The sequence below is a fragment of the Gottfriedia acidiceleris genome (assembly GCF_036421055.1).
Lineage (GTDB): Bacteria > Bacillota > Bacilli > Bacillales > Bacillaceae_G > Gottfriedia > Gottfriedia acidiceleris_C.
This window is the reverse complement of sequence record NZ_JAZGQS010000007.1, coordinates 276,490-288,745: the sequence shown is the minus strand read 5'-3', so window position 1 is coordinate 288,745 and position 12,256 is coordinate 276,490. Positions and strand designations below refer to the sequence as shown.

Here is a 12,256-nt window from a genome sequence, read left to right as displayed (position 1 = left end):
GTTACTCCGTTTACTGTTGATGTATGTAAGGAAATCTATTCGTCACTAAGGCGTTTACCTGCAACTGCATAATGGTTTTTTGTCATTTCTTCAATGAAAACAACAATCTTTTCAGTTGGAGCACCTGTTGTTTCACTTACAGCATCAGTAACTTTTTCAACTAGTGCTTTCTTTTGTTCTTCTGTGCGACCTTCTAGCATTTTTACCGTAACGTATGGCATTATTCTGACCTCCTTCGTTTTATCATTTTTATTATAACTCAGGAAGTCAGAATAATAACGTTTAAATCGATTAACATTGAAGAAATCATAAAGAATAAATTAAACTATTTATAAATTAATCGTTTAGGTACATAAAACAGCAATTTTTTGAGAGGAGCAAAGAATGGGATCATTTTTTCAATATCCATTAAAAGATATACCATTAATATTATTAGTAGTTGCAATTTCGTTATCAGTTCATGAATTTGCACATGCTTATGTAGCTTATAAATTTGGAGATGACACGGCAAAAAGACAAGGCAGATTAACGCTTTCTCCATTTAGACATTTAGATATTTTCGGTACAATTGCGATTATTATTTTAGGCTTTGGTTGGGCAAGACCAGTTCCTGTAAATCGCCATAACTTTAAACATCCGAGAATAGCAGGAATCTTAACAACTGCAGCGGGTCCGATTAGTAATCTTATTCTAGCGACGCTTGGTTTAATCGTTTATTCACTATTATATAAATACGGATTTTTTCATTCTTTCCCACAAGCACTATCAATTACTTTAGATTCTTTTTTTAATATTTTCATTCAAATGAATATCGTATTATTTGTATTTAACTTAATTCCTCTTCCACCACTAGATGGATATCGAATTTTAGAGGATTTAGCTCCTAATGACTTTCGGGCTAAAATGTCACAATATGAACAGTATGGAGCATTTGTATTTTTAGTTTTAGTATTAACGCCATTAGATAACTATACAATACAACCAATTTTCCAGGTTGCTATACCATCAGTTTTCCACTGGATTAATTCAATTGTTACACCATTAATTTTTTAGGAGGGGCACAATGTCTGATCAACCAAAAAAGAAATCACTAGGTTTTAATATATTAAAAAATGATTCAACGAGTGGGCATGGCGGATTTGGTGTTGGAGCAATTAGTTTAGAAAATATTTCACCAGTCTTTATTGATATTCAAGAGAATGATGTATTTGTAGATATCGGTGCAATGCACGCAAGAAGTTCAGTTGAAAAGGGGATTAAGTTTTTAACTAGTGAGGATGAAGTTCCTAATGGAAAACCTTATTGGTTAGTGTGGGTCGCAACTGAGCGAACTGAAAGTGGTCCTTATTATGCTGGCGTAACAGGTTGCTACATGACTGTTGATCGTGAAGCTAGAAGGGGATATAAGCTTCTTCCTGATCACGTAAATAAAATGGATAAAGCGATGAAACGTAAAATAATCGTCGAACAAATGGATGAAAAGTCTCGTAAATTATTAGCTAATTTCTTAAAATCGCATAATGAAGAGATGTGGAATAACTCATCTGAACAATTAAAAACTGAACTTTTAGGTTAGTATACTTTTTTACACATTAAGTATGTATAAATTGGCAGCAAAGTAGGAAAATCGACGTAGTTTCCAATTTAAGGTCTTAAGTATAAGTGCAACTACCTCTCTGTATTCGCCCTAGGGCTCGCCAATCAACGAGTTTTCTTTTGGTAAATTATATAAAAAATTTGAAGAAATCGTCGAATAATCTTTTTACATTTAAGACTAAATAAAGTAAACTAATAATAGCTTGGACAAAGCTAGGACTAGGACAAACAAAAGACCTTACCATTTGGTGAGGTCTTTTGTTTTTAAAGTAAATATTTTGAATACCAAGGCTTACTGTCTTTATTTTCCTTTTTATGTTTTTGGTTCATTTTTTTATTTATACAAGGTTTTGTAGGTTGTGTCCCTTTACGAAAATAAAGTGAAACCTTATCGCCACAGCCCTCTTTATACAAAAGGCCAGTCTTTTCATCTACATCAACTTTAACAAGATCATTAGGTAGTTTAGAGTCAATATTTTTATCCAATAATTTTGTCATAACTGATACCCATACTTTCTTGGAAAGTGAACTTTCTTCTACGTTTAGATTTTTTGAATGATCATACCCAACCCATACTCCAACAATAAGATTTGAATGGAATCCAATCATCCAGCTGTCTGTTTTTGTAGTGCCAGTTTTACCATAATAATCTTTTGATAGTTCAGGAATGATACTAGTACCTGTTACAGGCAAGTAGCTTGAAAAATTTGTATTGAACATTCCGTTCATTAGTTGCTTAAGAATTATGGTTTGATCTCTATCTAATCTTTGTTTTTTTTCAAACTTTTCTTTATAGATCGTCTTTCCGGTTTGTGTTTTAATTTCTTTTACGAAATGAGGAATAACTTCTTTACCATTATTCGCAATTAAAGCATATGCTCTTGTCATATCGAGCAATGAAGCATCTTGAGTGCCGAGTGCCATTGAAGGTAGTTTATTATTCGGTGTGGTTAAATGGAATAACTTCTGTGCTTTAATAAATTCATTCGTACCAACTGCCTGTTGGGTTTTTACAGCATATATATTATCTGAAACAGCAATAGCTTTAGCTAGAGTAATTGAATCATGAGCGTATAAATTGCCACTATTTTTAGGACTATATGACTCTCCATTTTCAAAGTGAAATACAGTAGGCTTACTTTGAAGTCTTGTTGATGGAGTATATCCATTTTCAAGTGCACTGTAATATAGAATTGGTTTTATTGTACTTCCTACCTGTCTTTTCGAAGCTATTGCGCGATTAAATAAAAACTGTCCTTTTTCACGGCCTCCAGTCATACCTAATACTTCGCCGGTTTGACTATTTAATACGACTACACTAGCCTGTAAATCAGATTTTGGTCTAATATACTTATCAAATGCTTGATCAATGTGCTTTTGAATAGTGGGATTAAATGTTGTATAAATTTTGCTACCATTGTTGTTGATTGATTGTCCAATTGTAGCAGTAATTTCTTTTTGAACGCTTTGTTGAAAATAGGATGTAAATGAAGAATTTGAAGTATGTTTAATCGGTTTTAACTTAATCGCTTCTTCCATTGCATTTTTAACATTTTTTGAGTTGATTAATTTATTGTGTTCAAGTGCTGATAAAATTCGTTGTTGCCGTTTCTTTACTGACGAATAATGAATGTAAGGATCATATTTTGAAGGGTTAGCTGGAATACTTAATAAAAATGTAGATTCACCAATTGTAAGCTCATTTGTCTCTTTTCCTAAGAAGGTATTTGCTGCAGTTTCTAGACCATAAATTCCATGTCCAAAATAAATAGTGTTTAAATATGCTTCTAATATTTTATTTTTACTATATGCCGACTCAAGTCGCATCGTTAAAAAAGCCTCTTTTAACTTACGATTAAGTGTTTTTTGTTGTGAAAGGTATAAGTTTTTTGCAAGTTGCTGAGTAATTGTACTTGCGCCTTCAGCGTATTGTCCCTTCGATATATTAATTAAAATAGCAGAACCCATCCTTTTTAAGTCGAAGCCATGATGATGAAAAAAATTACGATCCTCAGAAACTAAAATACTATTGATCGCAATCGGAGGCACATCTGCAATTTTAAGTGTTTTACGATTTTGGAGTAGCTTAGTTTTACTAATTAGCTTTTGATTGTGATCATAATAACTTGAATTTGACTCAATAAATAAAGAAGGTTTTGTAGATGTAATTGCAAACAGATAAATACAGGATAAAAATAGTGTCCCTGAAATGGAAATAATCGTAAGAAAAATACCGACTTTTTGAAGTGTACGCCAATGAAAAGAGTAATTAATAATATACAAAAATTTAGCCTCCTCTCGACTCGTTTCTCTAATTAATAATAGTATGGTAGATTAAGAGAAATTTTATTCAAATTACCTTAGTAAAAAATATCAAATAATTTAGCTTTAAAAATCTTGCATTTCACAAAAATTACTCTATACTTTTCTTTTGTACGGCAAAAAATTGTCGTAACAACACAAATCCGATAGGAATTAGGAAGAGTGGGGATAATACGAAACATAATCGAAAAAGTAGAGGCGCATTGGTAAGCCACGACAAATCGAATGTTTCAAACTAAATCTTGATAAAGAAGGGTAGATGCATTAAATGGAATTATGGTTTACTGAAAAACAAACAAAAAACTTTGGAATTACTGCTAAAATTAATAAAACTTTACATACAGAGCAAACTGAGTTTCAAAAGCTTGACATGGTAGAGACAGAAGAGTTCGGAAACATGCTTATTTTAGATGGTATGGTTATGACAACTCAAAAAGATGAGTTCGTTTACCACGAAATGGTTGCGCATGTACCTTTATTCACACACCCAAATCCTGAAAACGTATTAGTTGTAGGTGGCGGTGATGGTGGTGTTATTCGCGAAGTACTAAAACACCCAAGCGTAAAGAAAGCAACTTTAGTTGAAATCGATGGAAAAGTTATTGAATACTCTAAAATATACTTACCTGAAATTGCAGGAAAATTAGAAGATCCACGTGTAGAAGTAAAAGTAGACGATGGATTTATGCATATTGCAAATAGTGAAAATGTATACGATGTAATTATGGTAGACTCAACTGAACCTGTTGGTCCTGCAGTTAACTTATTTACAAAAGGTTTCTATGCTGGTATCTCTAAAGCATTAAAAGAAGATGGTATTTTTGTAGCTCAAACGGACAACCCATGGTTTACTCCTGAGTTAATCACACAAGTTCAACGTGATGTAAGAGAAATCTTCCCAATCACTCGTTTATACATTGCAAACATTCCAACATATCCAAGCGGAATGTGGACATTTACAATCGGATCGAAAAAACATGATCCACTTGAAGTAGAAGAGAATCGTTTCTTCGATATTGAGACAAAATATTACACTAAAGAGCTACACAAAGCGGCTTTCGTATTACCAAAATTTGTAGCTGATCTTACTAAATAAGGGGGCTTTATTATGCGTTTTGATGAAGCTTATTCTGGAAATGTATTCATAAAGAGTCATCCAAGCTTTGAAGAAAGTAAAGCAGTTATTTATGGTATGCCTATGGATTGGACTGTAAGTTTCCGACCAGGCTCTCGTTTTGGTCCTGCGCGTATTCGTGAAGTTTCAATTGGATTAGAGGAATATAGTCCATATCAAGATAAGGAACTAGAAGAAGTTAAATATTTTGACGCTGGGGATATTCCATTACCATTTGGTAATGCTCAAAGAAGCCTTGATATGATTGAAGACTATATTGACGGCTTATTAGCTGAAGGCAAATTTCCTTTAGGAATGGGTGGCGAGCATCTTGTATCATGGCCAGTAATGAAAGCTATGTACAAGAAATACCCAGATTTAGCCATCATTCACTTTGATGCTCATACTGATTTACGTGATTCATATGAAGGTGAGCCATTATCTCACTCAACACCAATTAAAAAAGTTTGTGATTTAATTGGACCAAAAAATGTTTATTCTTTTGGTATCCGTTCTGGAATGAAGGAAGAATTTGAATGGGCTAAAGAAGTTGGAATGAATTTATTTAAATTCGAAGTGCTTGAGCCATTAAAGAAAGTACTTCCAACGCTTGCTGGACGTCCAGTATATGTAACAATTGATATCGATGTATTAGATCCTGCACATGCTCCTGGAACAGGAACTCTTGAAGCAGGTGGTATTACATCAAAAGAAATGATTGATAGCATCTTAGCAATTGCAAACAGTGATATTAACGTTGTTGGGGCAGACTTAGTAGAAGTAGCTCCAGTTTACGATCATGCAGAGCAAACTCAAGTTGCGGCAAGTAAATTTATCCGTGAAATCTTATTAGGTTGGGTAAAATAATTAGATTTGTAAAAGGCGATTTTTCGTTCGTTAGGACGAGAAACGCCTTTTTATTTTGAATTTGAAACAGTTAAAGGCACTTAAGTAATAATTCATCAAAAATGTAAAAATGTTATTGATAATGATAATCATTACCCTTATAATTGAGAACGATTATTATTATCAAAATATAGGAGAAGAGAAGATGAAAAAAGGGGTAAGAAAATTTATTTTAACTCTGCATTTGGTGTGCAGCTTAGTTTTTGGACTGTTTATTATTGCTGTTTGTGCAACGGGTAGTGTATTAGTGTTTGGGAATCAGATTGAACATGTATTAAATCCACAGTATTTTAAACCTGCAAGTAGCGAAAAAAATATTGGAATAAAAGAAGCAGAAAAGGTTTTCCTTGAACATTACAAAGGTTTTCAAATTTCGAGGATGGATGTGCCTTCAAAGTTAACAAATGTATATCATGCAAGTATGTCGAAAGGACATAATGAAATTGATGCATATATTGATCCAAGCAATGGAAAATTATTAGGCAATTTTAATAGAGAAAAATCAATCGTTTCATTTGTTAAAGAGTTACACACACATTTATTATTAGATGATATTGGTGAAACAATTATAGGTATCGTTGCAATCGCATTTATTATCATTCTTATTACAGGTATTTATTTATGGTATCCAGGTATAAAACGAGTGTTTAAAAGCTTAAAAATTAAATGGAATAAAAGTCAAATGGCAAAAAATCTGTCATTACATAATTTCATAGGGGTTATTACTTTACCATTTTTACTTGTTGTAGCAATAACAGGAATGCTATATCCATTCCAAGAAAAGATTGAAGAATCATTGAAATTAACATTTACATCGAATTATCCTCAAGAACTTAAATCAGTTGATAATGGTAAACAACAAATAGGTCTGGATAAGATAGTTGCCCAAATCAATAAATTACACCCGGAAGGTGAATTATACAAGTTGAGACTTCCATCAGATAAAGAAGGTGTAATAGAAGCCCAACTAAGTGATGGCAGTTACGACCCTGAAGGTAAAGGAAATACTACCGAATTTTTCGATCAATTTTCTGGAAAACATGTAGGAACTTTTTCGAAAAATACTCAAACAGTATATGATCAATTTTTTGTTTGGAGAGAAAGTTTACATAGAGGAACTTTTGGCGGAATGTTTGTAAAAATAATTTATGCCTTAGTTGGAATAGCTCCACTTGGTTTAGGAATAACTGGGATTACAATGTGGGCGTTAAAACGAAAAAATAAAGTTAAAAAAATTAATAAATTACAGCAAACAGCATAAGACGAACAAAATTTTTAGGAAAGTATGATTTAAGGAATCAGTTGAATCATTTATTAGAACCCGAAAGAAAATGCGCTAAAAGCCGTATTTATCTTTCGGTTTTTTTTGAATCGGGAACAAATATTATTGTTTCCGTTTTTTAATATAAAACATTTTCACAAGCTCATATGTAAGTAAAACAACAAAAAACTGAGAAGTACATACTCATAACAGGCTTTTGTAAAAATCAAACACAACTAATTAACAAACGCATCAACTGTATCAAATATGATTATGTGTAGTAAAACCACAATTTTGTAGAAAGATAAAAATAGAAATAAGTACAAAGTTAACGTTGACGTTAACGATATATTAGGAGTAAGATAGATAAGTGATATAAAAAAGTTAAATTCAGTTCGAAGGAGGCAATTATTTGCTTTACAAGATAGATGAAGTAGCAAAAGAATGTGGATTAACAAAACGATCGATTCGTTATTATGAAGAAATTGGATTAATCTCCCCACCTGAAAGAAGTGAAGGAGGATTTCGACTTTATTCAGATTTGCATATCGAACGTCTAAAGAAAATAATGGACGTTCGTGATGTTCTCGGTTTTTCTTTGCAGGAGGTTCAGGAATATATGGCAATTAGTGAGGCATTTGAAGAATTCCGATTGCAATATAGAGAAAACAAGGAAAAGATGAATGAAGATGAAAGAAAAGAAAAGCTTTTAGGAGCGGAAGCAATACTTGCTCAACAATTAAAAATGATTGATGAGAAGCTTAAAAAAATGAACAATATTCGAGATGAAATGAATGATATGTATCAGAGGGTGCGTAAAGCATTAGAACAATAAATAATATGGGAGATGGATGACATATGTCAAATTTGGCAGATAGTAAAAAACAAAAGACAAATGCAAATCAAAAATCGGGTCTTTTGAGTCAGCCAAAAGCTATATGGGCTGTTGGTTTTGCTTGTATTATCGCATTCATGGGAATTGGATTAGTTGACCCAATTTTACCAGCAATTGCTGAAAAGATGCATGCTTCTAAAAGTGATGTAACGCTTCTTTTTACAAGTTACAACTTAGTAATGGCATTCGCGATGCTAATAACAGGTTTTATCTCTTCACGTATTGGAATTAAGTGGACACTTCTGTTAGGCATACTAATTATTGCAGTGTTCTCTGGTCTTGGTGGAAACTCAAGTAGCATATGGGAATTAGTATGGTTACGCGGAGGATGGGGTCTAGGTAACGCGTTATTTGTTGCCACTGCACTGTCTGCAATTGTTTCACTATCTAGATCAGGTGTTTCACAATCGATAATTTTATACGAAACTGCAATTGGTCTTGGAATATCAGTTGGTCCACTTTTAGGTGGAGAATTAGGTTCGATTTCTTGGAGAGGTCCATTTTTTGGTGTGGCTTGTTTAATGGTAATTGCATTTTTATCTCTTTCCTTTATGATGCCAAAAACACCTATTACTCAAAATACGAAAAAAGCATCGTTCCTTGATCCATTCCGTGCGCTTAAACATAAATCATTATTAACATTAGGGGTTACAGCATTTCTATATAACTTTGGATTCTTTACTTTATTAGCATTCTCACCATTCTATATGGGGTTAAAGGAACATGGTTTAGGATTTGTATTCTTAGGATGGGGACTTTTATTAGCAATTACATCTGTATTTATGGCACCAAAATTACAAAAGAAATTCGGTACACTTAAATCGATGTATGCTATGTTAGCACTTTTCGCTATTACACTTATCATTATGGGAATTGGAACTAATACGAATAGTGTAATTATTGTTTGTGTAATAATTGCCGGTGCATTTTTAGGAAATAACAACACATTAATTACAACAGCTGTAATGCAAGCAGCTCCAGTTGAACGCTCAACAGCATCAGCTGCATATAGCTTTTTACGTTTCCTTGGTGGAGCAATTGCACCTTATTTAGCAGGTAAACTTGCTGAATGGTATAATCCACATGTCCCTTTCTATGTAGGTGGATGTTTTGTATTCCTATCGGTACTTTTCTTGTTTATTAATAAAAAGCATTTAATTCATATTGATAAAGCAGAATCTGCACATTAATGTTTTTGAGGTTGTCTCAAAAGACGGCCAAAGCCCGCTAAGAATATGTATTCTTGGCGGTTTTTTTTGCTTTTTTAAATTGTGGTCGTGTTATTGATTAAAAATGGTGTATACAAAAAAACAGCCGTTAAAAGCTGTTTGTCATGGTCCGAAATGACCGAACATTGCTAAATAAACGATGAAACCGATGAGTGCTAGTAACCCAATTAGTACGGCTGTAAAACTACCGAACATGATTGCTTTTCGTTTTAAAATGAACCATAATATGAGTCCTACAACGATTGGCACAAAAAAGGCGTACAAATAAACAAGAAAAATGCTCGATAACGAAATGATCCCAATACCTAGTCCGATGAAAAATAATTTGCTTGATGATTGTTGAGCGATTGTTTTCATAAAGTCTCCTTCTATTGATTGTATGTTCTTAATTGTCTCACAAATGGTTTTCAATTGAAAACAAAAATCCTCTTCATTTTCATGGATAGGATGTTTTGTTAGAGTATATCGACTTTTGAGATAGACTTATAATTTCGTTCACTTTAATGAATTTATTTCACAATTTTTTTGTTACCTATTTTATTTTTTTTATTAGATTATGCTAAAATGGGAAAAGATGATTTTTGGATGTGATTCGTTACGTTCATGGGGAGAAAAGGACGTGTAAAAGTGAAAGGACAACAAGGAATACCTGTCTCAATTGACTTTGAGACTTTGATAAAAGATCCACACGGGCGTGATAAAATCAGTTTTCAAGCAAATGGCCTGTACTATAAAAAGGATGATGTTTCATATTTATTATTTGATGAAAATCATGAGGACCGAACAGTAAAGGCTACAATGAAAATAGGTAAAGGGGAAGTAACAATTATTCGTAATGGCGGAGTTATGATGCGTCATCAATACAGAGTAAATGAAACAACTGAAGGTACTTTCTCAAATGAATTAGGAGTATTTCAAACAAAGGCATATACAAAAAAACTACAATTTCTAGTATCTGAAGGACCTTTAAAAGGGGTACTTCAATTAGGATATAAGTTATTTGTAGGAGATGAAAATGCTGGGTCATATAACATTACAGTATCAATTAAGGAGGCAACGATATGAATACATTAGAACAAGTGAAAAGTCGTTTAAAAAATGAAATCGAAGCTGCGGTATTAAAAGCAGGATTAGCAACGGAGGAACAATTACCACAAGTCATATTAGAAACACCAAAAGATAAAGCGCACGGAGATTTTTCAACAAATATGGCAATGCAATTAGCACGTGTTGCTAAAAAAGCCCCTAGAATGATTGCTGAGGAGTTAATTAATTCTTTTGACCAAAGTAAAGCAAGCATTAAAAAAGTAGAAATTGCTGGACCTGGTTTCATTAATTTTTATATGGATAATAGTTACTTAACTGATTTAATCCCAACGATTATTAAATCAGGAAATGAATATGGCCAGACAAACTTTGGTAACGGTGAAAAGATTTTAGTTGAGTTTGTTTCAGCAAATCCGACTGGAGATTTACATTTAGGTCATGCTCGTGGAGCTGCATTTGGAGATTCATTATGTAATATTTTAGATAAAGCAGGTTATGAAGTAACTCGTGAATATTATATTAATGATGCTGGAAACCAAATTAATAATTTAACATTATCGGTAGAAGCACGTTATATGCAAGCACTTGGAATGGATAAAGAAATGCCAGCAGATGGCTATCATGGCTCAGATATTATAGAAATCGGTAAAACTTTAGCTGCTGAATTCGGTGACCGTTATGTGAATGAACCAGAAGAGGTTCGTTACAAATTCTTCCGTGAGTACGGTTTAAAATTAGAAATGGAAAAACTACAACGAGATCTACGTAATTTCAGAGTAGAATTTGATGTATGGTATTCAGAAACTTCATTATATCAAAATGGCAAAGTTTTAGAGGCTCTTGATGATTTAAAACAACGTGGTGAAACATATGAAGAAGAAGGAGCGACTTGGTTCCGTTCTACAACATATGGTGATGATAAAAACCGCGTATTAATTAAAAGTGATGGCTCTTATACTTATTTAACTCCGGATATCGCTTACCACCGAGACAAGCTTAGTCGTGGTGCAGATAAATTAATTGATATTCTTGGGGCTGACCATCACGGATACATTCCTCGAATGAAAGCAGCAATTCAAGCATTAGGATATAATGCTGATACGCTTGAAGTAGAAATTATCCAAATGGTTCAGTTATATCAAGATGGTGAAAAAGTTAAAATGAGTAAACGTACAGGTAAAGCTGTAACATTACGTGATCTAATGGAAGAAGTAGGTACTGATGCAACTCGTTACTTCTTTGCAATGCGCGGTTGTGACTCACATTTAGACTTTGATATGGATTTAGCTGTTTCTAAATCAAATGAAAATCCTGTGTATTATTCACAATACGCTCACGCTCGTGTATGTAGCATTCTTCGTCAAGGAGAAGAAATGGGTATTGTTTACAGTGGTGAAGCAGATTACAGCCTTGTTTCTTCTGAAAAAGAATACGAGTTATTAAAGAAATTAGGAGAATTCCCAGCAGCGGTTTCATTAGCTGCTTCAAAACGTACTCCTCATCATATTACAAACTATGTGTTTGAATTAGCGGGTACATTCCACAGCTTCTATAATGCAGAAAAAGTGTTAGATGCTGAAAATGTTGAAAAGTCAAAAGCTAGATTAGCTTTAATGAAGGCAGTTCAAGTTACATTACAAAATGCATTAGCTTTAGTTGGAGTTTCTGCACCAGAAAAAATGTAAATAGTAAATGAAAAGTACCATTCCCTAATTTAGGGTATGGTACTTTTTATGTTAGATTAAATAAATTTCTAAGTATTATTTTGTATTTTTTTAGTAAGTTATTTTATAAAATTTTGTCGATAAATAGGGAAAGAAAACAAGTTTCACCATTTTTTTATTATTTTTTTAAAAATTTTCTTAAATGACCCCCTAAAAAATGAA

The 12,256-nt window shown here is 33.0% G+C and carries 12 protein-coding genes; 9 read left to right on the top strand and 3 right to left on the bottom strand.

Translation table 11 applies throughout. The annotated features are described in order from the left end of the window. Positions 1-35: 35 nt before the first annotated feature. A complete protein-coding gene (locus RAH41_RS13275) occupies positions 36-221 on the bottom strand; it encodes a 2-hydroxymuconate tautomerase (RefSeq protein ID WP_025671006.1) in 186 nt (61 codons plus the stop codon). A gap of 163 nt (positions 222-384) precedes the next feature. Between RAH41_RS13275 and RAH41_RS13270 the strand changes: the two genes are divergently transcribed. Then, positions 385-1,053: a site-2 protease family protein gene (locus RAH41_RS13270; protein ID WP_331223008.1), complete on the top strand. Its 669-nt coding sequence runs from the start codon at positions 385-387 to the stop codon at positions 1,051-1,053. A 10-nt stretch (positions 1,054-1,063) separates the two neighbouring features. Next, entirely contained in the window at positions 1,064-1,576 is a 513-nt protein-coding gene (locus tag RAH41_RS13265) for a YwhD family protein (protein ID WP_331223006.1), read from the top strand. A 284-nt stretch (positions 1,577-1,860) separates the two neighbouring features. Here the strand turns inward: RAH41_RS13265 and RAH41_RS13260 are convergent, their stop codons facing one another. Beyond that, positions 1,861-3,879, bottom strand: coding sequence for a PBP1A family penicillin-binding protein (locus RAH41_RS13260; protein WP_331223005.1), 2,019 nt, complete (start codon positions 3,877-3,879; stop codon positions 1,861-1,863). Between the two features lie 307 nt (positions 3,880-4,186). On the opposite strand from RAH41_RS13260, the gene speE reads away from it, so the two are divergent. The 5 genes from speE (at position 4,187) to RAH41_RS13235 (ending at position 9,284) form a co-directional block, all read left to right on the top strand. Then, the gene (gene speE / locus RAH41_RS13255) at positions 4,187-5,014 is read left to right on the top strand and encodes a spermidine synthase (RefSeq protein ID WP_025671010.1); all 828 of its coding nucleotides are present in this window, start codon (positions 4,187-4,189) and stop codon (positions 5,012-5,014) included. A 12-nt stretch (positions 5,015-5,026) separates the two neighbouring features. Beyond that, positions 5,027-5,899 (top strand): agmatinase, encoded by an 873-nt coding sequence (speB, locus tag RAH41_RS13250; protein ID WP_331223003.1) that lies wholly within the window; start codon positions 5,027-5,029, stop codon positions 5,897-5,899. 184 nt (positions 5,900-6,083) lie between these two features. Continuing rightward, complete coding sequence (locus RAH41_RS13245; RefSeq protein ID WP_331223002.1) at positions 6,084-7,199, top strand: PepSY-associated TM helix domain-containing protein; 1,116 nt, start codon at positions 6,084-6,086, stop codon at positions 7,197-7,199. Positions 7,200-7,611: 412 nt separating this feature from the next. Next, positions 7,612-8,034 (top strand): MerR family transcriptional regulator, encoded by a 423-nt coding sequence (locus tag RAH41_RS13240; RefSeq protein ID WP_331223000.1) that lies wholly within the window; start codon positions 7,612-7,614, stop codon positions 8,032-8,034. A gap of 23 nt (positions 8,035-8,057) precedes the next feature. Further along, positions 8,058-9,284 (top strand): MFS transporter, encoded by a 1,227-nt coding sequence (locus RAH41_RS13235; RefSeq protein ID WP_331222999.1) that lies wholly within the window; start codon positions 8,058-8,060, stop codon positions 9,282-9,284. 141 nt (positions 9,285-9,425) lie between these two features. On the opposite strand, the gene RAH41_RS13230 is transcribed toward RAH41_RS13235, so the two are convergent. Beyond that, complete coding sequence (locus RAH41_RS13230; RefSeq protein WP_331222998.1) at positions 9,426-9,680, bottom strand: hypothetical protein; 255 nt, start codon at positions 9,678-9,680, stop codon at positions 9,426-9,428. A gap of 270 nt (positions 9,681-9,950) precedes the next feature. On the opposite strand from RAH41_RS13230, the gene RAH41_RS13225 reads away from it, so the two are divergent. Together RAH41_RS13225 and argS are read left to right on the top strand one after the other, a co-directional pair. Continuing rightward, positions 9,951-10,388: a DUF1934 domain-containing protein gene (locus RAH41_RS13225; RefSeq protein ID WP_331222997.1), complete on the top strand. Its 438-nt coding sequence runs from the start codon at positions 9,951-9,953 to the stop codon at positions 10,386-10,388. After that, complete coding sequence (argS, locus tag RAH41_RS13220) at positions 10,385-12,055, top strand: arginine--tRNA ligase (RefSeq protein WP_331222996.1); 1,671 nt, start codon at positions 10,385-10,387, stop codon at positions 12,053-12,055. The genes RAH41_RS13225 and argS overlap by 4 nt, the downstream gene beginning before the upstream one ends. Positions 12,056-12,256: the final 201 nt, after the last annotated feature.

What these genes read in the sequence shown, in the direction of transcription:
- speE (WP_025671010.1), top strand. Translation starts at nt 4,187, where the DNA reads ATGGAATTATGGTTTACTGAAAAACAAACAAAAAACTTTGGAATTACT.
- argS (WP_331222996.1), top strand. Translation starts at nt 10,385, where the DNA reads ATGAATACATTAGAACAAGTGAAAAGTCGTTTAAAAAATGAAATCGAA.
- RAH41_RS13245 (WP_331223002.1), top strand. Translation starts at nt 6,084, where the DNA reads ATGAAAAAAGGGGTAAGAAAATTTATTTTAACTCTGCATTTGGTGTGC.
- RAH41_RS13275 (WP_025671006.1), bottom strand. Translation starts at nt 221, where the DNA reads ATGCCATACGTTACGGTAAAAATGCTAGAAGGTCGCACAGAAGAACAA.
- RAH41_RS13270 (WP_331223008.1), top strand. Translation starts at nt 385, where the DNA reads ATGGGATCATTTTTTCAATATCCATTAAAAGATATACCATTAATATTA.
- RAH41_RS13230 (WP_331222998.1), bottom strand. Translation starts at nt 9,680, where the DNA reads ATGAAAACAATCGCTCAACAATCATCAAGCAAATTATTTTTCATCGGA.
- speB (WP_331223003.1), top strand. Translation starts at nt 5,027, where the DNA reads ATGCGTTTTGATGAAGCTTATTCTGGAAATGTATTCATAAAGAGTCAT.
- RAH41_RS13235 (WP_331222999.1), top strand. Translation starts at nt 8,058, where the DNA reads ATGTCAAATTTGGCAGATAGTAAAAAACAAAAGACAAATGCAAATCAA.
- RAH41_RS13265 (WP_331223006.1), top strand. Translation starts at nt 1,064, where the DNA reads ATGTCTGATCAACCAAAAAAGAAATCACTAGGTTTTAATATATTAAAA.